The sequence below is a fragment of the Lysinibacillus sp. ACHW1.5 genome (genome assembly GCF_022014815.1).
In the GTDB taxonomy this organism is placed as follows: domain Bacteria; phylum Bacillota; class Bacilli; order Bacillales_A; family Planococcaceae; genus Lysinibacillus; species Lysinibacillus capsici.
Map to the genome: position 1 here is coordinate 2,319,896 of NZ_CP091777.1, position 24,186 is coordinate 2,344,081.

Below are 24,186 nucleotides of genomic sequence, written 5' to 3' on the forward strand. Positions count from 1 at the left end.
CTTATTTGGCCTCCTTTTTAGGTAAGAAATCATTAGTAAAGGCTTTTTTCGCATCAAATTCGCCCTCTAGTACTTGATTGCTTGACATCCATTTCGCATAATTTTCCCACACAGAAAGCTTTTGCTCTCCCCATTGCTTGGCATCATCCTGGTATTTATCAGCCAGCCATTCCTGACTTTTATGCACTAACGTTTTATCTAAATCAGGGGCCGCTTCGATTAAAATATCAGCCGCTTCACTTGGGTTTTTAATTGCGTATTCATAGCCCTTCGATGCGGCTGCCACAAAGGCTTTGACTACATCGGGGTTGTCCTGTATCATTTTTTCATTTGTAGCTAAAACCGGCGTATAATAATCCAATTGATCACTATAGTCTGTAAGATATAGCATATTAATCTTTTCCCCACGCAGCTCAGCCTCAATACCAGTCCATGCATAATAAATCCAAGCAAAATCTATATCTTTTTCCATCATTGTGAAGAAATCTAAATCCCCTGCATTGACGATATCTAGCTTATTAATATCTGCCTTTTCTTTTTGCATGAGTGATTGTAAAACGGCTTGCTCTAATGGCGCGCCCCAACCACCATAGGTTTTACCTTCAAAATCCTTTGGCGATGTAATGCCCTTCGAAGCAATAGAAGCAAAGCCAGATGTATTATGCTGTATAATTGCTGCGATGGAGACCAGCGGCACACCCTGTACTCGTGCCTGTGTTATGCCTTCCTGATAGCTCACGCCAAAATCCGCCTTTCCAGAAGCAACAAGCTGATCTGCGCCCGCCTCGCCAGGCATAATAATATCAACATCTAAGCCCTGTTCCTCAAAATAACCGAGTTTTTTTGCAGCATATAGTCCTGTATGATTTGTATTCGGCGTCCAATCCAGTACCACAGACACCTTTTTCAGCTTGTCAGCAGCCTGCTTGTCATCCTTGTCACTACAGCCTACTAATGTCAATAGTGCTGCCAATAAAATAAAAAACCATTTTTTCATGCGAAAGCCTCCCAGTTTGTAATATGAAAGTGTTCATGCATGAATGTTGTCACCAGAAGAAAGCGTATACAATGTTGGCAAGCTGTTGCTTGAAAACATAAAAAACGCCTAGGATTCCTCCCAGACGTATTGCAATCAATCTTCAAAACTTTGCTTTTTGATTAGATGTTCCCTACGCTGGTACGAGCCAAATCAGGTTCAAAGGGTCAGCGTCTACCGGACACAATCTCAGCTAGCAATTACTAGCCCCCCTACATTCTTTCGCTATGAACTTTTCGATGATTATTATACCCATAGTTTCACTTAAATGACAAGGTGCTATTTTTGAATAGAGCTTAAAGCCCAGCGCTCCTAAGAGGCTGGGCATGCTTTTAGCTTGGTTTCTGTTCTTTTTTGGCTGTTACAACATGAGAAATTGCTCCATCTGTTGCAATATCCACTTTAAATGAACCATTGGAATGTCGATCCGCACGAGACAATGCTTGTACGTCAATCATCTCTTGAACACCTTTTTCAGTTTCAATCACAACCTGCTCCTCGTCTGTTGCTTGAACAACTGCCACAATTCGGTGAGGGTTTGCTTTTAACTCTGTTAATACTTTTAGTCCACGTTTTGCACGACTTGCTACTTCAACTTCAGCAACATTCATTTTCTTCACGGCCCCACGCTGTGTCACAATCACTACATAGTTGGTAACATCAGGCTGTAACACATTGACTCCAACTAAGGCTTCTCCATCTTTTAGTGTGATCCCTTTCACACCGCCTGTTTTCACACCTGTAACTGGTAACTCCTCCATAGGGAAACGAATCGCATAGGCTGTATCCGTTGTGAGCATCAGCTCCACGTCATCTGTTACAAATGATGCATAGATCATCGCATCACCAGCCTTGACGTTCATCGTTTTAATTGGCTTTGAATAACGTGTTACCGCATAGTCTGCGAGTGGTGAGCGCTTAATTTGGCCATCTTTTGTGGCTGTGAAGACATACGTATTTGGCTGGTCAAAGGTTTCGAAGCCATAAACCGCAATAATGGATTCATCTTCCCCTGTTGGCACAATACTTGAAATATGCTGGCCGAGATCCTTCCAGCGTATATCAGGCAGCTCATGAACAGGCTGATAAATATAATTGCCTCGATTTGTGAACAGCAATAGATGGTGCTGTGTATTTAAGTTTGCTTCATACAATAAATAATCTGAATCCTTCATGGCAAAATCTTGCCCGTTTGAAGCGGCATGGGAACGTGTGGATGTACGTTTAATATAACCATCCTTCGTTACTGTTACGACAACCTCTTCACTTGGCACAAGGACATCCAATGTAATTTTAATTTCTTCAATTTCTTGCTCAATCTTCGAGCGACGAGGCTCTGTAAAGCGCTTCTTAATATCTAGTAACTCTTGTTTAATAACACGCACTAGCTTTGCTTCACTTTGTAGAATCCCCTCTAGCTTCGCAATTAGCTTATTTAACTCGTCCTGTTCATGACGAAGCTCTGTAATATCCGTATTCGTTAAACGATATAATTGCAGGCTTACAATGGCCTCTGCCTGTACCTCTGTAAAATCAAACTTTGCTTGTAAATTAAGCTTCGCATCCTTCTTATCATTTGAAGAACGAATCGTCGCAATGACTTCATCTAAAATGGAAAGGGCTTTAATTAATCCATCTACAATATGAGAACGATCCTTTGCCTTTTGCAAATCATAAATGGAACGGTTTGTTACCACTTCTTTTTGGTGGGCAATATAGGCATCTAGCAATAAAGGCAATGTCATCATCGTTGGACGACGATTATGAATGGCAATCATATTAAAATTATAAGCTACCTGTAAATCCGTTGTTTTAAACAAGTACTGTAAAATTCCTTGTCCTGGTACATCCTTTTTCAGCTCAATTACGACACGTAACCCTGTACGGTCTGATTCATCACGAATTTCCGCAATGCCTTCTAGTCGTTTATCTACCCGTTGCTCATCAATTTTTTTCACAAGATTCGCTTTATTTACATCATATGGTAACTCAGTGATAACAATTTGCTCTTTACCACCCTTGATTGGTTCAACAACTGCTTGTGCACGGACGATGATTTTACCCCGACCTGTTTCATACGCCTTTTTAATGCCATCAACACCTTGAATGATTCCACCCGTTGGGAAATCAGGTCCTTTAATCACCGTCATCAATTCATCTACAGTAACATTAGGCTTGTCTAAGCGCATCAACACAGCATCCAGTACTTCATCTAAGGCATGTGGCGGAATATCTGTCGCATACCCAGCAGAAATTCCTGTAGAGCCATTGACTAAAAGGTTAGGAAAACGTGCTGGTAATACAGTTGGCTCCATATCCTGATCATCAAAGTTTGGCACAAATTCGACCGTTTTCTTGCCAATATCTCGTAGCATTTCAGCGGCAATAGCTGATAGTCTCGCCTCTGTATACCGCATTGCAGCTGGTGGATCGCCATCTACCGAGCCATTGTTCCCGTGCATCTCAATGAGCATATGACGTGCCTTCCAGTCCTGACTCATCCGTACCATCGCTTCATACACAGAGCTATCGCCGTGCGGATGATAGTTACCAATTACATTACCCACTGTTTTTGCGGATTTACGGAACGGCTTATCATGTGTGTTGCCTTCCGTAAACATCGCATATAAAATACGGCGCTGTACTGGTTTAAGACCGTCACGTGCATCAGGCAACGCGCGGTCTTGAATAATATATTTACTATAGCGACCAAAACGGTCACCCATTACTTCTTCTAACGGTAAATCTTGAAACTTTTCTGTACTACTCATGCTTGGTCCTCCTCTTGTTGGATGAATTCATTCTCTAAAATGTTAGAATCATCCTCCATACCGAAGTCTACATTGGCTTCGATCCATTTACGACGTGGTTCCACCTTATCACCCATTAACGTCGTGACACGTCTCTCCGCTCGTGCACCATCCTCGATTGTGACACGAATTAATGTCCGTGTTTCAGGGTTCATTGTTGTGTCCCATAGTTGGTCTGCATTCATCTCACCAAGACCTTTATAGCGCTGTAATATGTAACCCTTTCCAACCTTCTTGATGGCCTTTTGTAAGTCACTTTCTGTCCAAGCATATTCAATGACTTCTTTTTTTCCTGTACCTCTTGAGACTTTATAAAGCGGCGGTAGTGCGATATAGACCTTTCCAGACTCAATGAGCGGACGCATATAACGATAGAAGAATGTTAATAGCAAGACTTGAATATGTGCCCCATCCGTATCCGCATCGGTCATGATGACTACTTTATTGTAGGCAGAATCCTCCACCGCAAAATCCGTGCCAACACCTGCCCCAATCGCATGGATAATCGTTGAAATTTCTTCGTTTTTCATAATATCCTGTAGCTTGGCTTTTTCTGTGTTGATGACCTTCCCGCGCAATGGCAGAATCGCTTGGAATGTACGGTCACGTCCTTGTTTAGCAGAGCCACCCGCAGAATCCCCCTCGACTAAATACAGCTCATTTTTTGCTGCATTACGTGACTGAGCTGGCGTTAATTTTCCAGATAAAATCGTACTACCCTTTTTATTTTTCTTGCCATTTCGTGCATCCTCACGCGCTTTACGAGCTGCTTCACGCACTTGCTGCGCTCGAATCGCTTTACGAACAAGAGAAGCTGATAACTCTGCATTTTCCTCTAGCACATACAAAATTTGCTCAGACACTACACTATCTACTGCAGAACGAGCCTCACTTGTCCCAAGCTTGCCCTTTGTTTGTCCTTCAAATTGCAGTAAATGCTCTGGGATACGAACAGACACGATCGCTGCTAAGCCCTCACGAATATCTGTCCCCTCAAGGTTTTTATCCTTGTCCTTTAACAGGCCAATTTTTCTTGCATATTCATTAAAGACACGCGTCAACGCTGCCTTTGCACCCGTTTCATGTGTACCACCATCACGTGTACGGACATTATTAACAAATGATAAAATCGTTTCTGAATAACCATCGTTATACTGGAAAGCGAACTCTACTTCGATTTCATCCTGTACGCCTTCTACATATTTTACTGGATGAAGAACATCTTTTTCCTCATTCAAATACGCAACGAAAGCCTCGATGCCATTCTCATAAAAGAACACATCGCTCTTGCCTTCCTCGCGCTCATCAATTAATTCAATTTTTAAGCCCTTTAATAAAAAGGCTGATTCACGTAATCGTTCTGCTAACGTATCATAATTGAATTTTGTGACAGAGAAGATCGTTTCATCTGGTAAGAAATGAACAAGCGTTCCTGTCTGCTTGGTCTGCCCAATGTTTTCAAGTGTTGTGACAGGCTGTCCACCATGCTCAAAGCGTTGACGATACTTTTTACCATCGCGATGGATTGTCACCTCTAAAAATGTTGAGAGCGCATTCACAACGGAAGAACCAACACCATGTAAACCTCCACTTGTTTTATAGCCACCTTGACCAAATTTACCACCAGCGTGTAGCACAGTAAAAATAATTTCTGGTGTCGGTTTGCCCATTTTATGCATACCGGTTGGCATTCCACGTCCAAAGTCGCGCACACTCATACTTTGATCTTTATGAATTGTGACAATAATATGAGATCCAAAGCCAGCCAGTGCTTCATCCACCGCATTATCTACGATTTCATACACAAGGTGATGAAGTCCACGGCCATCCGTCGAACCGATATACATGCCAGGTCGTTTGCGTACCGCTTCTAATCCTTCTAATACTTGTATAGCGTCATCATTATAGACGCTAGGTGACTGTTTATTCGTCAAAAAAATTCCCCTCCAAAAAACAAACGCATGTTCTATTTATGTTCTCATCCTAATAATAATAGCATTTCCTGTCAATAGCTAGCGACAGGTCCAATAAAATTTTAAAATTTGCTCACAGTTTTGATCTTTTTTATTAATAGTAAACATCTTCAACAGTTGCTTAAAATTGGTATTTGAGCAAGACAGACTGCTTCTAGCTTCCATCATCATTTGACGCATTGAAGCCTACTTAGTTGCAAAATAAAGTGGTGATGCTTGCACACTACCTCGTGCCTTGCGCTGAAACAGGATAAAGTTAGACTTCTATTCTACCAAAGGAATGAGCGATTGACAAAATTGCCATTTTGCCTATATTTTTATAAAGGTTTTAGTGCTTCCTACAAATTTACGTCTAAAAGCCTAGTCCTCGCTAATAGATTCTCTTTTGTATTGATTCAAGACTTCGGATGAAATCTCCTTCATAACATTGTAGATTAGCAAGAAAAAGTGTAAAATACTTGTTACAAACTATTAGTACCAAGTGATGGACTATGAATGAAAGGAGTCCAACTATGATCAATGGACTTATTATTTTATGTGCTTATCTAATCGGCTCTATACCTTCTGGATTATGGATAGGCAAAATTTTTTATAATACCGATATTCGTGAACACGGGAGCGGTAATCTTGGTGCGACCAATACTTTTAGAACATTAGGGAAAAAGGCTGGTATTATTGTTACAGTGATGGATGTCTTAAAAGGGACTGCCGCTGTCTTACTCGTGACACTTCCTGTTTTCTCTGATACTACACTCCATTCTTTATTACTGGGCCTTGTCGCAGTAATCGGTCATATGTTCCCGATCTTTGCCAACTTCCGTGGTGGGAAAGCTGTGGCAACGTCAGCGGGTGTATTATTAGGCTATTCTTGGCCACTCTTTGTCCTACTATTTATTACCTTTATTGTGACTTTAAAAATCACAAAAATCGTCAGCTTAACATCAATGATAGCCGCTTTAGTAGCGCTTATCTATGCAATCGTTTATTATTTTATTACAGGTGACTTTGCATTAGGCATCTTGGTAGCCTTTTTATTTACCTTTATTATTTATCGTCACCGTGCCAATATTGCCCGTATTAAAAACGGCACCGAACCAAAGGTAAAATGGCTGTAGGAAGAGAGGAGCATTTGAAATGAATATTGCATTGACAGATGAGGCCCTACAATGGTTCAAACATGAAATGGAAGTTGAACCTGGTGATACAATTCGTTTTTATGCACGCTATGGTGGCTCAAGTCCGTTTCATGAAGGCTTTTCGCTAGGCATGACACGTGAGGAACCTATTGCCATAGGTGTACAGACAGAAATTGATGGTGTTATCTATTACATTGATGAGAAAGATCTTTGGTTCTTTAACGATCACAATTTACATGTAGATGTTGATACAAGTAAAGATGAATTACAATACGACTATCGTACATAAAACAGTCTGTCCTTTCCATACATGAAAGGACAGACTGTTTTTTTATTTATTACAAACAAGGACACACGAAAGTTGCAAGTGATGTAATATTGCTACAAATAGCTAGATTTTTCATATCTCTTTCGTTTATCTCTCAAAAAAATTGTCCATTCTAAAGGTAATGAACGACCTTTTGAGGAGGAAAACACATGTCCATGTCTAGCAATAACGAGACCTCCCCATCCCATACAACGAACGATTTATTGTATACTTCCCTATCTAAAAATATAAAAATCATTCAACAGTCACTAGGGCATAGTAATGATATTATCATACGTGAAATTGCGATTGGAGAAACTGATCCCCATAGCCTCGCCATTATTTCCATTGATGGCCTATCGGATAAAACGACTATTTCTGATTCTGTTATCGATAAACTGATGGCAAATATTGAAGAAGAACAAGATATTGAAATAACAACCATTAATCAATATGTTCGAAATTCCTATTTAACAGTAGGCGATGTGACGAATATTGAGCATTTCACAACACTCTACAATGCCATTCTCAATGGTGAAACGGTTATTTTATTAGATGGCTTTGCCGAAGGGATTGTGACAAGTACTAGAAGTGCCAAGGATCGAGCTGTCACGGAGCCATCGACGGAATCCGTTATTCGCGGACCGAGGGAGTCCTTTACGGAAACCTTGCGTACGAATACAGCGCTCATTCGTCGCAAAATTAAAAGTCCGAATCTCTGGATTAAGTCCCGTGTTATCGGAGATGTGACACAAACAGATGTAGCGGTGATGTATATAAATGGCATCGCCAGTGACAAAATCGTCGCAGAGGTATTGGCTCGACTAGATCGTATTAATATTGATGGCATTCTGGAAAGTGGCTATATTGAAGATTTTATTCAAGACTCAAAAAACTCGATGTTTCCAACCGTCTACAACTCCGAACGTCCTGATGTCATCGCAGGTGAATTATTAGATGGCAAAGTGGCGATTCTAGTTGATGGCACACCTTTTGTCTTAGTCGTACCAGCGCTATTTACATCCTTTTTACAATCAGCAGAAGATTATTATCAGCATTGGATGATTAGCTCACTCGTACGTATACTGCGTTTCTTTGGTATCAGTCTGGCATTAGTAGCACCATCCTTGTATGTGGCGATTACTACCTTTCACCAGGAAATGCTACCGACACCCATGTTAATTAGCATTGCTTCACAAAGGGAAGGCGTACCCTTTCCTGCAGTAGTAGAAGCGCTTATTATGGAGGTTGCCTTTGAGGTCTTAAGGGAAGCTGGACTTCGTATGCCTCGGACAATCGGTCCTGCGGTATCCATTGTAGGTACTTTAGTTATTGGACAGGCAGCAGTTGATGCAGGCGTCGTATCCGCTGTAATGGTAATTATTGTAGCCTTAACAGCGATTTGTAGCTTTCTCTTCCCTGCCTATGGCTTATCGAATACGATTCGTGTACTACGTTTCCCATTAATGATTTTAGCTGCTATGTTTGGTTTATTCGGTGTAATGTTTGGCATTATGCTAATTATTCTTCACCTATGTAGCATTCGTTCATTTGGTGTACCTTATTTAAGCCCATTCGCACCATTGGTATTACAGGATCAGAAGGATGCATTTTTGCTGTTCCCGCGTAGAAAATTACTTACACGACCTCGTTTAGTCAATCAAAAAAATATTGTTAGAGGACATAACTATATCAATCTAAAAGGCAGGAAATAACAACTGGATAAATGAGGAATGGAATATGGCAAAAATAAAATGGATTTGCTTACTATGTATCCTCACAATACTGTTAAGTGGCTGCTGGAGTAAGCGTGAATTAAATGAATTGGCCATTGTCGTAGCATTGGGCATTGACAAAATAGATGAGGAATATGAAATTACGGTTCAAATTGTTGATCCTAGTGAAATTTCAATGCGCCAAGCTTCCACTCAACGCTCTCCTGTCGTTAGCTATCATTCGAGAGGTGAGACCATCTTTGAGGCCATTCGCAAAATGACGACTATTGCAGCACGAAAACCTTATTTTGCCCACCTTCAAGTGGTTGTATTAGGGGAAGATCTCGCAAAAGAAGGCATTAGTGATGCACTTGATTTAATTGTAAGGGACCATGAATTTCGTAAGGATTTCGACGTCATTATGTCTCACGATGCAACAGCAAAGGATGTATTAAATGTACTAACACCCATTGAAAAAGTTCCTGCTAATAAAATGTTAAATTCCCTTGATGTCTCTGAGAAGGCTTGGGGCTCCACAATAGCTGTTAATATTGATGAATTAGTCAATACCTTAAGCAATAAGCATAAAGGGGCATTAATTTCTGCTATTGAAGTTATTGGGGATAAGAAATTAGGGGTAGATCAAACAAATGTGCAACGTGTTAAAACACCTGTGCTATTACGTTATACAGGTTTAGCAGTCTTTAAAGGCGATAAATATATAGGGCTACTGACTGAGAGCGAAAGCAAAAGTATTAGTTTTCTTAATGACAAAATTCAAAGTACGATAGAAATCATCGCCTGTCCTAATAAAGGGACCTTGTCTACTGAAATCACCCAATCCACTACAAAGGTGAAAGGGTCATTTAAAAACGGGAAACCGAAAATCGATGTCCATATTAATATAGAGCAGAATGTTGGAGAGGTCGAATGTGTTATCGATCTTACCAAAAATAAATCGATTGATTACGTTAATAAAAAAACAGCCCAGGGGATTGATGAACGCATTGAAAAAACTGTAGAGAAAATTCAACAGCAATATGAAGTCGATGTTTTTGGATTTGGGGATGCCCTACATCGGGCAGATCCAAAGCAGTGGAAAAAAATCAAGGATGACTGGACTTCCATTTTTCCAGATTTAGCAGTGGCTGTTCATGTAAAGGTAACAACCCAAGGTTCAGGTACGATGCAAAATTCATTATTAAACAAGCCAAAGGAGGAGTAATGAGATGGTACTAGCCGTAGCTATCTTGATCATCGCGATAATTATTGCGCTTATTTTTATTCCAAAGCTAAAAAAGCAACAGGATAGAAAAGCCATTATTGTATTCTCCTTTTTGCTACTTATTGGAACGGCTTTAAATATGGGGATTGCCCTTAAAATCCATATTCCTAGCCCATTAGATTTGATTACCTTTATCTTCACACCAATTAGGGATTACATTGTGTCATTCACAAAATAGAAAGATGGACTGAGAAACGGAGGGTAGCTTGATGGAAAAAGAGATAATTAGTTCAAGACAGTTTACAATCGTTACCTTTCTCTATTCTATCGGTACAGCGATTTTAATTATCCCTTCGAGTATTACTGGTGCCGCTAAGCAAGATGCTTGGATAGCGGCAAGCATTGGTGTTCTGCTTAGTTTACTGGTACTAAAATTATTTTTAACACTGGCCAATCAAACACCGTCCCTAAACTTTATCGAGGCCAATGAAAAAATACTTGGGCGTTTTTTTGGGAAAATCACAGCAATTTGTTTCCTAATTATGACCTTTCTTTCGGCTGGAGAATTACTCTATTTTATCGGTATTTTCATGAAAACGGAAGTAATGCCAGAGACACCGACATTAGCATTTGCCCTACTGTTCAGCATCCTTATTATGTATGCCGCTTATTTAGGGATTGAGACCTTTGCCCGTTCGGCAGAAATCCTCTTCCCATTGTTTACCTTTATTTTTATTTTTTTCGTCCTTAGTATTACCCCTCAAATTACATTTGAGAATATTCAGCCTCTACTAGAAGCGACCAAAGCATCTATGTTTTATAGTATTGCACGCTTTATGAGTATCTTTTCCTTTCCATTAATTGTATTATTGATGCTCTATCCTACTGGCGTCAATGTACAGCCGTCTGCACAGAAAGGGCTATATATTGGGGCAATTTTTGGCGGAATCGTCTTAGTTACGTTGATTGTCCTATCGATTCTTGTATTAGGTCCTGAAAACACTGCATCAAGGACATTTCCTAGCTATGCCTTAGCACAAAGAATATCTATAGGGAATTTTTTGCAGCGCATAGAAATCATTATGGCATTTATGTGGATTTCGTCTATATATATTCGTACATTTATGTATTTCTATACGACCGTTGTTGGACTTGCACAAATATTGAAGATCAAGGATCATCGTCCACTCATTATACCGATGGGTATAATTGTTATTGGACTTTCTCAAATTGTTCATCCAGATATTGTGCATTCTACTAATTATAATAATGAAATTTGGCCAATCTTTTCCTTTATTTTCACCATTTTATTACCTATACTATTGCTGATTGTGGTAGTTATTCGCAATCGCAAATCCAAGGCTCAAAATAACGAAACACCTCAGCAGGAAACAGAAAATGACAATCAAAAAGTCTAATTTCTTCTAAGCTAGAAAAGAAATTAGACTTTTTATTAATTAAATATGATATTCGATTTCATCTACAAAATCCCATTCATATGGTGTTTCTTGGTAAACATAGTAGTTCAACCAGTTAGAGAATAATAGATGCGTATGGGCACGCCATGTATTCATTGGCACTTGTGTAGGATCGTCATTCGGGAAGTAGTTCACAGGAACGGCGATATCTATGCCCTTCGCCACATCGCGACTGTACTCATCGGCTAGCGTTGTCGCATCATACTCTAGATGGCCCGTAATCATAATATTTTTATTATCTTTTGATTGTACAATAAATACCCCAGCATCCTCTGAATAGGATAATAATCGTAGATCTGGATGATTGCGAACCTCGTCAATCGAAACAGATGTATAGCGTGAATGGGGCGCAGTAAATAAATCACTAAAGCCACGTACCAAATCTACAGTTAAATCTGTAATCACATGGGAATAGACGCCTGAGCATTTAGTAGAAAGCTCAACCTTCCCAATGCCATAATGATGATACAATGCAGCCTGTGCCCCCCAACATATATGTAGCACGGATGTCACATTCTTTTTAGACCAATCCATAATTTCTGAAATTTCCTGCCAATAGTTGACCTCTTCAAAAGCCATTTTTTCTACTGGTGCACCAGTTATAATCATACCATCGTAGCGTCGGTGTCGAATCTGATTGAACGTTGTGTAGAAAAGCTGCAAATGGGATTTACTCACATTTTTAGACTCGTGAGTGGCTGTATTCAAAAAGGTAATATTCACCTGTAATGGTGTATTCCCCAATAAACGTAATAATTGGAGCTCAGTTTTTTCTTTTTCTGGCATTAGATTTAATATTAATATATTTAATGGACGGATTTGCTGTGTTTTCGCACGATCTTCTTCCATGACGAAGATTTTTTCCTCACGTAAATGTTCTCCAGCTGGTAAATTTTTCGGAATATTAATTGGCATCTTGCTTTCCCCTCTCTATAATCACTCTCTTTTAGCAAACCTAACTTGCGTACATTGCAACGAAATTAAAAAATCCTCCTCATTCCATACGAGATAGAATGAGAAGGATTTTTTTCACGTCCACTCTTATCTCTCAAAGGAAAAAATCCTTTGCTGGAATTAGCACCTTTCTAACAATTGTTAGAGGTTGCTGAAGCGTCATCGGGCCAAATCCCTCAGCTTCTCTTGATAAGATTATTTAATTATCTTGAATTGTAACACGAACTAGTTAGAATATCAATAATTCATCGAATATTTTGTGATTCATGTGCATGTTCCTTGCTCATTTGATGTACACTAAGCTTGCTATCTGTGGTGTTTCTACATTTAAAATTTATGGTAAACATGCCGTAATTATGTTACCATATACTTTTAGTAAGAGAGAGGAACGTGAATAGTTTGATTAAAATTGAATTTCCAAAACCAGATCTAGTAATCCGTCAACGTGAACAAGATTTAAAACCAGGTGATGTGCCAATCACACCTTACTTCGGTTTTATTGACTTCCATAAAATCACACGTGATAAAGGTGGCATTTTCTTATTCTATAATGACAAGAATGAGCTATTGTTTGTTGGGAAAGCACGTAAAATTCGTCAACGTATTAAAAAACATTTCGAGGATAATGTATCTCCGATGAAAAACCATCGTGATGAAGTGTTCAAAATTGAAGTCTATGAAGTAGAAGATCCAATGGAACGTGAAATTTACGAAACATATGCGATTAATACTTTCCGCTCTAAATATAACGTAGACAAAGTCTTTTATTAGATATCACGTAAAGAAACCGAAATCTCATCTAAAGGGATTTCGTTTTCTTTTATCACATAATGGTCATACGATCAATGGGCGTACTCTGACCGTTTATTCGCAACTCAATGGTATCCAGCTCAGGATTCTTGACGGTGACTTTAAAAACATAGGGTTGAGCCTCTTTCCTTTGCTCGCTGCCTTCCTCTAACTGGATAATAAGCCTATTTCCCTCAGCTGTAATACTTGCCAATACATTCCCTTTTGAATAATAAACAAGGTAATATGGAGCATCCTTTTCATGCAATAGTTGTATTCTGTCATTAGAAACGATATTTTTTTGGACATTATCTGGGACAACCGTTAGCTCATTAATCGTTGGTGGATCGGTAGGTGGTGTAGCATTACAGGCTCCTAGCATTAGTAGGCTTATTAAACCTAGCAACACGAATTTTTTCAAGTAACTCCCCTTCCTTATACGACTATTCTAAGAAAAAAGCTTTACGCTCCTTAGCAATCCAATCTTCTAACTCCTGATCATCACGTTTTACTAACCGATTGATGAGCACATCATGCCATATATAATCCTCTAACAAATAAATATGAACCGGATCATTGGTGATAAAGGCCGTCTCTTGGGTAGATGGAGAATGACCATAAATCATTTCCTGACCATCTATCGATAAGATAAACCAATGCGGTGTAGACGCTTTTTTTGTATAATGTGTGGCTCTATGCTGGTCAATTGAGGCGAGATGCTCTCCTACATACAACGTAATGCCATGAACAGGAACATGCAGCGCCACCTCTTGCAAATCTTCACGTAAGGCATCATACATATCTTCCCACATCGACAGCATCACTTTTTTCTTCGCCTTCTTTAGAAGTGACTGACAATAGTTGATAATGGATTCCTTGCCCTTCAGCATGACCACTTTAGGCTCTGCTTCCTGTACTTTTTCCTCTAATTTCTCTAATTTCCCGCTTATAGACGTAAAATTCGACTCCCAGCGCTGTTGCATTTGCTGTAAGAACACAGACACAGGCATTGCCGAATAGGTCGTTTGTTCTGCGGTCTCTTCTTTTAACACGATGCCCTTTTCTACAAGGATATTTAAAATATCATACACTCTTGCACGTGGTATGCCAGAATTTTTACTTACCTGATAGGCACTGACATGACTTTGCTGAACAAGTGCCGTATAGGCCTTTGCTTCATATTCTGTAAAACCCATTTCTTTCAGCTGGGTGATTAATTCCTCCATGTAATCCCTCCATTATCTTTATTATAGGCTACCAATGTGAAGATTTGCCAATGGAAAAATGGGTTTACAGCGCAAATAAATTTAGTTACTATTTCAGTAGTAACTAATTATAAAGAGGTGTCATATGTTGTTTGAAATCGATGTACATATTCTCATACTATTAATTTCTTTTGGATTTCTGGCGGCTTTTGTTGACTCAGTAGTGGGAGGGGGCGGTTTAATTTCACTACCAGCCTTACTATTTGTTGGGCTCAATCCAGCTGCTGCGGTTGCCACGAACAAACTAGCAGGAGCTATGGGCTCGCTCACTTCCTCTATTTCTTTCTATCGTTCTGGCCAGCTGGACATTCGCTCTGTCCTCAAATATTTTCCACTAGCATTTATCGGATCATTATGTGGTGCTTGGACTGTGCATCTGATTAATCCAGCATTACTAAAGCCATTAATGCTTGTTATGCTGGCGGCTGTTGGGGTATATACGATCTTTAAAAAGGATTGGGGTGCCGTCTCTACCGTAAAAAATCTATCTAAAAAACATTTGTTTTTATTTATGCTGCTATTATTTGCTATTGGTTTTTATGATGGATTTCTTGGTCCTGGGACAGGGTCGTTTTTAATCTTTAGCTTCTTACTGGTAGGCTTTGATTTTTTAAAGGCGGCTGGTAATGCGAAGTTTTTAAATTTGGCAAGTAATGTGGCTGGTGTTTGTATGTTTGCCTACTTAGGTCAAATTCATTATGTTTATGGTCTAGTCATGGGCATTGCGCAAATTGGTGGGGCTATGCTTGGCTCACGGATGGCAATCAAGAAAGGAAGTGGCTTTGTCCGCACGCTATTTATTGTCGTTACAATGACATTACTTGCGAAAAATGCCTATGATTTTATGATGCATTAAAATAAACGCCACAGAGTTTGAAATCTGTGGCGTTTTGGCGTTAAATCATAAGCTTTTCGTTTTTAAATTTATGACTAGTGGACAAACTGACAATCACAAAAATAAAGAAGGATGCGACAATTGGTATCGTGACTGTATGCATACCAAAGACGGAAGGATAAAACCGATCAATCATAATATACAACAACATGCCTGAAATCATTGACGCAATCGCTCCGTATTTATTCGCTTTTTTCCAATACAATCCTAAAACGACTGTCCAAATAAAGACAGCCTCTAGTCCACCGAAGGCAAATAAGTTCAACCACACTAATAAATCAGGTGGATTGAGTGCAAAGATGACAACGGCTAGGCCAATGACTGTTGTTACAATAAAGCTTGCACGCTTTATCTCTGCATCACTAGCTTTCGGCTTCATATAATTTAAATAGATGTCTTTGACAACTGTAGAGCTGACAAGCATTAGTAAAGCATTAACCGTAGACATTGTCGCAGCCATTGGTGCAGCTAAAACGATTCCTGCTAAAAATGGCGGTAATACCTTCAATGTCAGGAGCGGCATGACTTTATCACCAATCTCAATGCCCGGTAAGACAGGTCGGGCTAACACCCCAATTAAATGCATGCCAAACATGATTGTCCCTATGGCAATCGTGCCAATAAGAATCGCTTGATGCATACTTTTGGAATCCTTATAGCTCATCGCACGAACCGCAATTTGCGGAAGTCCTACAACCCCTACACCAATGAGAATCCAAAATGTTGAGACATACAGAGGCGTTAAATCTCCTTGTGCGCCAAATGGTGACACAAAGTCAGGATTTTCTGCAACCAGTGAGGCCATTATATTGTCGATGCCTCCACCTGCCACAATGGTGCCGATTAATAAAATAACTGTACCAATCACCATAATTGAACCTTGGACCGTATCTGTAAGTGCAACCGCACGGAAGCCTCCAATAATCACATATACTAACACGGAAATCGCAAAAATAAACAGTGCTGCTGTGTAGCTTAAGCCAGTTAATGACTCAATTAAGCGTGCACCCCCAACCCATTGAGCCATCATAGCCGAAAATAAGAAAACAATGATGCTAATGGCTGATAAAATAACAATGACATGGCTTTTGTAGCGCTCACGTAAAAAGTCGATTAACGTAATGGCCTGGTAACGACGAGCAATAATGGCGAATTTTTTCCCTAAAATCATGAGTACAAAATAACCTGCTGGTAGCTGAGCCATTGCCAGTAATACCCACCCAAGTCCTTTTGTATAGGCTACACCCGGTCCTCCGATAAAACTACTCGCACTGCCATATGTAGCAATCATCGTCATCGCAAGGATAAAACCGCCCATTTCACGACCACCAAGGAAATACTCCTGCAGGAATGAATTAGAGGAGCGGACATGCTTATTGGCCCAAATACCGATTCCAAAAATAATAATTAAAAATAATAGCAATGGAAATACAACTTGCCAATGCATTAGCGATCCACCTCCTCATCATCGAATGGTACCTCTTTGAAAAAGAGTTTCATCACAATCCAGATAAGAAGGATCATAAAGCCTGTCCCAGCGATACAGCTATAGAAAAACCAGGCAGGAAAACCGAATACATACGTATAATTTCTTGGATCTCCTGAACCTAATCCATAGGCAAAGCCAAACCAAATCGCAAAGTTGACAAGGACGAGTCCAATTCCGATAAGCGCCTCTCGATGCGCTATTTTAAAGCGTTGATCTTTCACATGTAATCCCCCTAACCTACTCTATTTTACTGATATGTCGGTCTGATGGGAAGAGATGTGAGTAAATAAGGATAAGTTATATGGAAATGATTTTGTTATACTAAGTAAAAGGTAAGGAGAAGAAAGTTGCTTGATCCTGACGTTTTTCACACAAACCTAACTATCCCTCACAATTATGTAGACATCTACAACAAACTGATAATGGAGATAAGTAAAAACCTTCGTCCATCTAGTTAGACGAAGGTTAGTTAGTTTATAATGGTCGCTTTTCCCAAGGTTGTAGCGTCCCGACAATATGGATAGGTTGATCCTGTTGAATAGCAGCAACAACACCTTGCGATATTTCCTCATGCGTAAGCCATCTCGCATGACCTTCTTCCATCATAAAACCTAGCTGGATTTGCCTGTATTGCGAACGAACAGGGAGCTTCAATTTCTCTTGGACTTCACTTAAATTCGCCTTACTCCCCAACACATGAAACAGTTTCCATTCCCCGTCATTCTCTCTTGAAATTACATTGGAGATGTTCTCTAATGTAGTATCCGCATAGGAATGAATCCAAGCAACGACCAATTCAATGGGCCCATTATGCGCGAGCGTTTCTGCTAGCTTCTCTTTTAATAAGGCTATATTACAATAATCAACTAAAATCGACGTTAGAAGGGCGGGTTTGGTTGTTCTATTTCGCAAATCTTCCATTCGATGGGCACTACGTCCAATTACTGAGACATAGTAGCCATCATTCACTAACCAAAGGGATGTGTCAGCCAACATCCCAATTCCACCAATAACTAATGCGTGGGCCATTTATGTGTCCCTCTCTTATTTCGGATTTAGAAAGACGAGCGTTTCTTCCTTCTCATCATACTTAACAGATAGATGAGTCGACAAGCCTATACAATGCCTTTTTATCGATTTTACCAACGCTTGTTTTCGGTAGTTCGTCTAAGAAAATCATTTGTTTTGGAATCTTATAACGTCCTAATTGGTGATGACATAGCTCATTAAGATCATCTAATAGAGAGGCTACTTGGTGGGGACAAACAATAAAAGCTGTCACGATCTCACCCCAATAATCATCACCTACACCAATCACGGCCACCTCTCGCACATCTGGATGCCGTAGTAGACATTGTTCTACTTCCTGAGGATAGATATTTTCACCACCTGAAATTATCATTTCTTTTCTACGCCCAACAATATAAAAATCACCTTCCGCATCCATCATCGCTAAATCCCCTGTTTTCAACCAGCCATCTTGCAGGATATTGGCAGTTTCTTGCTTGTTATTCCAGTAAAAGCGAAACATATGCTTCCCTCTTACCAATAGCTCTCCTACTTCTCCAGGTGCACAACTTTTTCCTGTATGATTGATGATTTTAGCTTCATTGAATTGCATGCTTTTCCCGACAGCCCCCTTTTTTGCATAGGCACGCTCTCGGTCAATATAAAAATTATTGGGTCCTGCTTCTGTTAAACCATATCCCTCTTTAAAAAATAATCCCTTATTATAAAAAGCATCGTAAATAGGATGAGGGCACGGGGCACCGCCAGATAAAAATACCTTCATGGAAGGAAATTGATTTTCCAGAAAATACTTCGTAGCAATCATTGCTTGATACATAGTTGGCACAAAAAGAGAAATTGTCGTTTGATATTGGTTCGTTGCTTGTAGTGCCTCTTCTGCATCAAATTTATCGCCAATAATGACCGTTCCTCCCGCCATCAGTAAGGGAATGCATAAAGCATTTAAGCCACCAGTATGAAACATCGGCATATAATTTAATGTCCGATCTTGAGCATGTAAACCCCAGCTAATAATAGTATTCATGGCATTCCAATTGACCGACTGAAAGGATAGCACTACCCCCTTTGGCTGACCCGTCGTGCCTCCTGTATAAATCATTAACCATGGATCATCCACATCCACGTCTTGCCTACTTGGTTGTATCTCCTTCTCATGCTGGCTAACATGAAGTGAAAACATTTTTTCTAAAACTAAGGGACAATGACTATCCTCTTCGTATAATAGGATAGCAGGAGTCGCATCCTCCAAAATTTGTGTTAGCTCCTCCTTGCTTAAGCGCCAATTTAACGGTACATAAATGAGCCCACGTAGCCCACAGGCAAATAAAACAGCAAACAATTGGATATGATTTTTCGCAAAAACAGCGACTCTACTTCCTTTTTGTAGCTGCTGCCGTTCGAAAAATTGACTCCATTTGCCGATTTCCTCAGATAATTGCTGGTAGGTCCATTGTTCCTTTGAAGTTAAATTAATCAAGGCGATGTGGTGAGGTGTTAAAGCTGCACGTTTTAAAATCCATTCTTGCTCAACAAACATCTTGACTACCCCCTATCACATCATAATTGCGCCATCCACATGCAGAGTATGCCCATGAACATAGGAGGCCTCTTCAGATGCTAAAAATAAATAGGCATTGGCAATATCACGTGGTGTCCCTAGGCGTTGTAGGGGGACGATTGATCGCATTTGAGCCAAAATATTTTCAGGCATTTTTTTGACCATATCTGTTTCTGTAAAGCCAGGTGCCACTGCATTAACATTAATCCCCTTACGCCCTAATTCCTTCGCCCATGTTTTTGTCATACCTACAATCGCTGCTTTTGTCGCTGCATAATTGGTTTGACCAACATTGCCATATACTCCACTAACTGAGGATGTATTTATAATTTTGCCTCCACCTGCTGCCACCATATAGGGAATGACCTCCTGTGTACAATGGAAGACACCTGTCAAATTGACATCTAGCACCTGCTGAAATTGTTCCTCCGTCATTTTTGTCAGCATGGCGTCTTGTGTAATCCCCGCATTATTCACTAAAATATCAATCCGTCCTGCCTGTTCGATTACTGCCGTCACCAGCTGATTAACGCTCTCTCTACTTGCAACATCTACTTGTATAAATACAGCATTTTCGCCTAGTTGTTGTGCTGCTAGAATGCCTGCTTTATCGTCATAATCGGCGATAAATACCCATGCCCCCTCCTCGATAAAACGCTCAGCAGCCGCATAGCCAATACCATTTGCAGCGCCTGTAATGATAGCTACTTTATTGTTCAAACGCATACTGTCTTCCTCCAATTTCTAAAAAGGCTTCAATTTCAGCTGTCAATTGTGCTAAATCATCGATCAAAGGCGAATGCCCACAATCTTTTAGGCTTACAAACTGTGCTGTTTTGCCTAAATCATGTAATAACTCTGCATTCATTTCCTCTGTAATCACCAAATCACGATCCCCTCGTAGCACTAGAATTGGGATATGAAGCAACATGGCCTCCCGAGAGCCTTTTGCCACCTCATTGTCAACAGCGCTTATATTAAATGTATTGAGTGCATGATATACTTCTGCTAAATTGCGCTGTGTAAGCATATCCTCTACATATTCTTGATATTTTCCCTCGTTTGGTCGATGATGCGTATAAATTAATGCATTCCATATAGACTGTAAGCCTTCCGCATTTTTTTCATCGTAGAAGCCTTGAATAAGCTTTGTTTTGGATGTATCCACCAATACCTCCTCATAATGATAGGCTCGTTTAAAGGAGGCTGGATTACCTGTTCCTAAATCCGTGTAAAATGGATAGCCACGTGTAGAAGCAGACGCAAGTAAAATTAGCCGTTGACAGTGTCCAGGATAATTTGTTGCAAACTGCATACAGACAGCTCCACCTGTTGACCAGCCAATCATATCAAAGCTTTGCAGTTGCAGTGCATCCACAAATAGCTTGAGATCATCACTAAAATCTTTAATAGCAGTGATTGGCTTAAGATAGGATGATTCACCAAAACCACGTAAATCTATCGCGTAAATGGTGTATTTCTCGTCTAATGCATCCATCAGAATATCCCAATGCTTAGAAGATGTCATATTGCCATGTACCAACACTAAAGGATGATCTCCACCTGATCGCTTACGATAGGCCATTGTTTCTCCATTTGCTAGTTGAATCGTTTTTACCATGCCATTTCCCCCTTATCCCCAACGTATTGTGATAGCTCCCCATACATAGCCAATGCCAGCACTAACAAGGGTCACAATATCGCCTGCTTGAATTTGCTTTTGCTCCTGCGCTAGCTGTAGAGACAAAATTTGATCAATCTGGCCAATATGTCCATAGTCTTGCAAATAAATAGACTGCTCCTGCTGTAAGCCAAGCTCCGTTAAAATATAATCATGTGCAGATCTTTTCATATGCAACATCGCTAAATAGTTTAGCTGATCGTCACTGTATCCACTTTTCGCTAAAGAACTGCGAATGACCTTCAAAAAATTGCTTAAAGATTTTTGTTCTAGCCGCTCCTTCATCCCAATGGGGTCCAAAACGTCAAGCTTATATAAATTTTCGGTTAAATGGGTTGGGGTTAATGGATTTTTCGTTCCCCCAACTGGCACAACTACATCCTCTGAGAAAGAACCATCCGTTATAATATCTGCCTCTAGTAGCAAATTTTTTTCATAGTTTTTTTGTAATAACATGGCCCCTCCACCAGCCGCTAAATTGTACATAAAGCGCGTTCGTGGATTGCTGTAATCGATAAAATCAACATTGCGATAACCACCTGCTAACAGAATGGTTCGTATCGTGTCATCTGAGGCCATTAGGCTTTTCGCCACTTTCAGCGCCATGATTGTAGTGCCGCAGCGTAATTGCACATCAAATGCCCATGCATTAACTGCACCAAGCTCCTCCTGCATTTTAATGGAGGCTGTCCAGAGTGGATATTCCTTATGTTCCTCCCCCATATAGATGACTACATCAATATCCTTAGGGTCTATATTCGCTTTTTGAATCGCCTCCTGTGCTGCCCATATACCCATTTGCACGGTATGATCAGACTTATCAGGGATTGGCTTTTCATGAATGCCCATTTTTTGACGGATAATGGCCTCAGGAATATTGGAAAGAGCCGCAATTTCCTGCGACGCCATCTTCTGTTGAGGTAGATAAATACCTGTACTAACAATACCAACTGTCATTCAAATCGCTCCTTTTCATGAGGCAAGGGACCTGTCGTTTTTCGTTGCTTTAGCCTTCCTCGCCACTTCCAATAGAGCAATCTTAATGAGCCAATAATACCTTTTGGGAAGAAGATAACGGCTAAAATATAGAGAATCCCGAAGAAGATAATCCAACGTTCGAAAATAGGATAATCTCGTGCAAGCCCCGACAGTGCATGTTGCGCATATTCAATGACCGCCGAGCCTAATAACGGCCCCACTAAAGTACCCACTCCACCGATAATCGTCATTAACAACGCATCCAGCGTAATATCCATGGCCATCACACTCGTGTTAACGAAGCGCAATGACACTGCATATAAGGAGCCAGCAAAACTTGCTACAATGCCTGCCACAACTGAGGCAATGACTTTATAGTGCAACGTATTAAAGCCTAATGATTTCGTCCGCTGTTCATTTTCACGAACGGCAATTAAAATACGGCCTGTTGGTGAATTAACAAAGCGGTAGAGCGCCAAAAAGATGACCACCAAGCTTGCTAGCACAAAGAAATAGAAGGTCATTCGATCTCTAAATAGATCAGGTGCTCTGAATGTAAAGCCATCATTGCCATACGTAACAGAGCGCCACTTTTCAGCTAAGACTAAAAATAACCCCGAAAAGGCTAGTGTCAGCATCGCAAAAAAATGACTTTTTAAGCGTAAGGTTAATAAACCTACTAAAAAGCTAATGAAGCCTGCTAGTACCATACCAATCACGATGGACAGTACAAAGATCAAGAGTGTGTGATCCATCTGCTTAAGCATGACTGCTGTTGTGTAGGCACCAATGCCGAAGAACATGGCGTGCCCAAAGGAGACGATGCCTGTATAGCCTAGTAAAATATCATAGCTCATTGCCAATATCCCAAAAATAAAGATTTGTGTGAGTAAAATAAGTAGTGTCCTTGAATCATTGACAAAAGGAAGGATAATAAAAATGACAAGTAACAGGATAAAAGCGAAAGCGCGTAAAGATATTTTGTTGTTCATGATGTCCGCTCCTTTCGCATCGCAAACAGCCCCTGAGGACGGAAAATTAAAACGATGGCCATTAAAATCATATTGACCGCCAGTGACAGCACAGGGACATAATAAGCCATAAAGCTACCTGCTAGCCCTACTAAAATCGCTGCAAGCAAGGAGCCGGAAAAACTACCCATACCGCCAATTACCACAACAATAAAGCCTAATATGGCATACTCCATGCCCATTTCCGCATAAATCACACCTGAATAGGGAGCCATCAACATGCCACTAAGTGCCGCCAGAGCAGCGCCCACCATAAAGACGTATAAAAATACACGCTTAATATGAATACCGAGAGCCTGCGCCATTTCCTTATCCTGCACCCCAGCCCGAACGATCAAGCCAATCTTCGTGCGCTTCAGCATGTATTGGAAAATACCAAAAATCACAAACCCTATGACAATAATAAATAAACGATATTTAATGATGATCACATCACCAATTTCCCAGCTACCTGCTAAATAACTTGGTGTTTTTACTGCCACCCCATTTGGTCCAAAGACCACCTTAATAAGCTCCTGCAACACGAGCATCAGCCCTAAGGTAATTAAAATTTGCTGAATATGATTGCCGTAAACAGGCGTAATAATGAATTTCTCTGTCAGCAGTCCAAGCAACGCTCCGGTCACAATCGCGCCTATAATCCCAACGATAAAACTTTCTGTCAACATATAGGTAAAGATGCCCGCATAGGCCCCCCAAACAAATAGCCCACCATGCGCAAAATTCAATACATCCATTAAACCGAAAATTAATGTCAAACCAGCTGCTAGCAGAAAAATTAACATCCCAGTGGCCAAGCCATTAATGATTAAATTGACCAATAGCTCCAATGATAGT

General features: G+C 40.3%; 23 protein-coding genes and 2 riboswitches. Of the genes, 8 read left to right on the top strand and 15 right to left on the bottom strand.

Translation table 11 applies throughout. From position 1 onward, the window contains the following. Nucleotide 1: 1 nt before the first annotated feature. The 3 genes from L6W14_RS11460 to parE form a co-directional block, all read right to left on the bottom strand. Entirely contained in the window at nt 2–997 is a 996-nt protein-coding gene (locus tag L6W14_RS11460; protein ID WP_237898007.1) for an ABC transporter substrate-binding protein, read from the bottom strand. A 152-nt stretch (nt 998–1,149) separates the two neighbouring features. After that, a riboswitch (TPP riboswitch) is annotated at nt 1,150–1,260 on the bottom strand. A gap of 108 nt (nt 1,261–1,368) precedes the next feature. Continuing rightward, nucleotides 1,369–3,807: a DNA topoisomerase IV subunit A gene (parC, locus tag L6W14_RS11465; RefSeq protein WP_131520152.1), complete on the bottom strand. Its 2,439-nt coding sequence runs from the start codon at nt 3,805–3,807 to the stop codon at nt 1,369–1,371. Continuing rightward, the gene (gene parE, locus L6W14_RS11470; protein WP_048393067.1) at nt 3,804–5,780 is read right to left on the bottom strand and encodes a DNA topoisomerase IV subunit B; all 1,977 of its coding nucleotides are present in this window, start codon (nt 5,778–5,780) and stop codon (nt 3,804–3,806) included. Before parE ends, parC begins: the two co-directional genes overlap by 4 nt. 551 nt (nt 5,781–6,331) lie before the next feature. On the opposite strand from parE, the gene plsY reads away from it, so the two are divergent. From plsY to L6W14_RS11500, 6 genes are all read left to right on the top strand, one after another. Further along, the gene (gene plsY / locus L6W14_RS11475) at nt 6,332–6,934 is read left to right on the top strand and encodes a glycerol-3-phosphate 1-O-acyltransferase PlsY (protein ID WP_048393068.1); all 603 of its coding nucleotides are present in this window, start codon (nt 6,332–6,334) and stop codon (nt 6,932–6,934) included. A gap of 19 nt (nt 6,935–6,953) precedes the next feature. Then, nucleotides 6,954–7,244, top strand: a complete 291-nt coding sequence (locus L6W14_RS11480; protein ID WP_004227919.1) for a HesB/YadR/YfhF family protein — start codon at nt 6,954–6,956, stop codon at nt 7,242–7,244. A gap of 188 nt (nt 7,245–7,432) precedes the next feature. Beyond that, the gene (locus L6W14_RS11485; protein WP_131520149.1) at nt 7,433–8,977 is read left to right on the top strand and encodes a spore germination protein; all 1,545 of its coding nucleotides are present in this window, start codon (nt 7,433–7,435) and stop codon (nt 8,975–8,977) included. Between the two features lie 25 nt (nt 8,978–9,002). Beyond that, nucleotides 9,003–10,202, top strand: coding sequence for a Ger(x)C family spore germination protein (locus L6W14_RS11490; protein WP_237898008.1), 1,200 nt, complete (start codon nt 9,003–9,005; stop codon nt 10,200–10,202). Between the two features lie 4 nt (nt 10,203–10,206). After that, nucleotides 10,207–10,440: a hypothetical protein gene (locus L6W14_RS11495; protein ID WP_131520147.1), complete on the top strand. Its 234-nt coding sequence runs from the start codon at nt 10,207–10,209 to the stop codon at nt 10,438–10,440. A gap of 31 nt (nt 10,441–10,471) precedes the next feature. Then, nucleotides 10,472–11,620, top strand: a complete 1,149-nt coding sequence (locus tag L6W14_RS11500) for a GerAB/ArcD/ProY family transporter (protein WP_237898009.1) — start codon at nt 10,472–10,474, stop codon at nt 11,618–11,620. Nucleotides 11,621–11,659: 39 nt separating this feature from the next. Here L6W14_RS11500 and metA read toward each other — a convergent pair whose 3' ends face one another. Continuing rightward, entirely contained in the window at nt 11,660–12,595 is a 936-nt protein-coding gene (gene metA, locus L6W14_RS11505) for a homoserine O-acetyltransferase MetA (protein WP_237898010.1), read from the bottom strand. Nucleotides 12,596–12,718: 123 nt separating this feature from the next. Then, a riboswitch (SAM riboswitch) is annotated at nt 12,719–12,830 on the bottom strand. Between the two features lie 203 nt (nt 12,831–13,033). Here metA and L6W14_RS11510 point away from each other — a divergent pair. Next, on the top strand, nt 13,034–13,405 hold the full coding sequence (locus L6W14_RS11510; protein ID WP_004227912.1) for a nucleotide excision repair endonuclease: 372 nt from the start codon (nt 13,034–13,036) through the stop codon (nt 13,403–13,405). Nucleotides 13,406–13,457: 52 nt separating this feature from the next. Here L6W14_RS11510 and L6W14_RS11515 read toward each other — a convergent pair whose 3' ends face one another. Together L6W14_RS11515 and L6W14_RS11520 are read right to left on the bottom strand one after the other, a co-directional pair. Then, a complete protein-coding gene (locus tag L6W14_RS11515) occupies nt 13,458–13,844 on the bottom strand; it encodes a hypothetical protein (RefSeq protein ID WP_237898011.1) in 387 nt (128 codons plus the stop codon). 22 nt (nt 13,845–13,866) lie between these two features. Then, the gene (locus L6W14_RS11520; RefSeq protein ID WP_054550238.1) at nt 13,867–14,649 is read right to left on the bottom strand and encodes a TrmB family transcriptional regulator; all 783 of its coding nucleotides are present in this window, start codon (nt 14,647–14,649) and stop codon (nt 13,867–13,869) included. Between the two features lie 124 nt (nt 14,650–14,773). Here L6W14_RS11520 and L6W14_RS11525 point away from each other — a divergent pair, with 124 nt between their 5' ends. Next, on the top strand, nt 14,774–15,544 hold the full coding sequence (locus L6W14_RS11525; RefSeq protein WP_048393079.1) for a TSUP family transporter: 771 nt from the start codon (nt 14,774–14,776) through the stop codon (nt 15,542–15,544). 40 nt (nt 15,545–15,584) lie between these two features. On the opposite strand, the gene panF is transcribed toward L6W14_RS11525, so the two are convergent. The 9 genes from panF to L6W14_RS11570 all read right to left on the bottom strand — a co-directional run bounded on the left by panF (nt 15,585) and on the right by L6W14_RS11570 (nt 24,179). Then, nucleotides 15,585–17,030: a sodium/pantothenate symporter gene (gene panF / locus L6W14_RS11530; RefSeq protein WP_131520145.1), complete on the bottom strand. Its 1,446-nt coding sequence runs from the start codon at nt 17,028–17,030 to the stop codon at nt 15,585–15,587. Further along, nucleotides 17,030–17,293 (bottom strand): YhdT family protein, encoded by a 264-nt coding sequence (locus L6W14_RS11535; RefSeq protein WP_004227902.1) that lies wholly within the window; start codon nt 17,291–17,293, stop codon nt 17,030–17,032. Before L6W14_RS11535 ends, panF begins: the two co-directional genes overlap by 1 nt. A gap of 253 nt (nt 17,294–17,546) precedes the next feature. Then, nucleotides 17,547–18,101, bottom strand: coding sequence for a short-chain dehydrogenase (locus L6W14_RS11540; protein ID WP_237898012.1), 555 nt, complete (start codon nt 18,099–18,101; stop codon nt 17,547–17,549). Nucleotides 18,102–18,162: 61 nt separating this feature from the next. Then, nucleotides 18,163–19,638 carry a class I adenylate-forming enzyme family protein gene (locus L6W14_RS11545; RefSeq protein ID WP_237898013.1) on the bottom strand — a complete coding sequence of 492 codons (1,476 nt, stop codon included), beginning with the start codon at nt 19,636–19,638 and terminating at the stop codon, nt 18,163–18,165. 15 nt (nt 19,639–19,653) lie between these two features. Next, nucleotides 19,654–20,385 (bottom strand): 3-oxoacyl-ACP reductase FabG, encoded by a 732-nt coding sequence (gene fabG / locus L6W14_RS11550; protein WP_237898014.1) that lies wholly within the window; start codon nt 20,383–20,385, stop codon nt 19,654–19,656. After that, a complete protein-coding gene (locus tag L6W14_RS11555; protein WP_237898015.1) occupies nt 20,369–21,280 on the bottom strand; it encodes an intracellular short-chain-length polyhydroxyalkanoate depolymerase in 912 nt (303 codons plus the stop codon). Before L6W14_RS11555 ends, fabG begins: the two co-directional genes overlap by 17 nt. A gap of 12 nt (nt 21,281–21,292) precedes the next feature. Further along, nucleotides 21,293–22,297 (bottom strand): 3-oxoacyl-ACP synthase, encoded by a 1,005-nt coding sequence (locus tag L6W14_RS11560; protein WP_054550242.1) that lies wholly within the window; start codon nt 22,295–22,297, stop codon nt 21,293–21,295. Further along, nucleotides 22,294–23,310, bottom strand: coding sequence for a branched-chain amino acid ABC transporter permease (locus L6W14_RS11565; RefSeq protein WP_237898016.1), 1,017 nt, complete (start codon nt 23,308–23,310; stop codon nt 22,294–22,296). Before L6W14_RS11565 ends, L6W14_RS11560 begins: the two co-directional genes overlap by 4 nt. Beyond that, nucleotides 23,307–24,179 (bottom strand): branched-chain amino acid ABC transporter permease, encoded by an 873-nt coding sequence (locus L6W14_RS11570; protein ID WP_004227888.1) that lies wholly within the window; start codon nt 24,177–24,179, stop codon nt 23,307–23,309. Before L6W14_RS11570 ends, L6W14_RS11565 begins: the two co-directional genes overlap by 4 nt. Between the last annotated feature and the right edge of the window lie 7 nt (nt 24,180–24,186).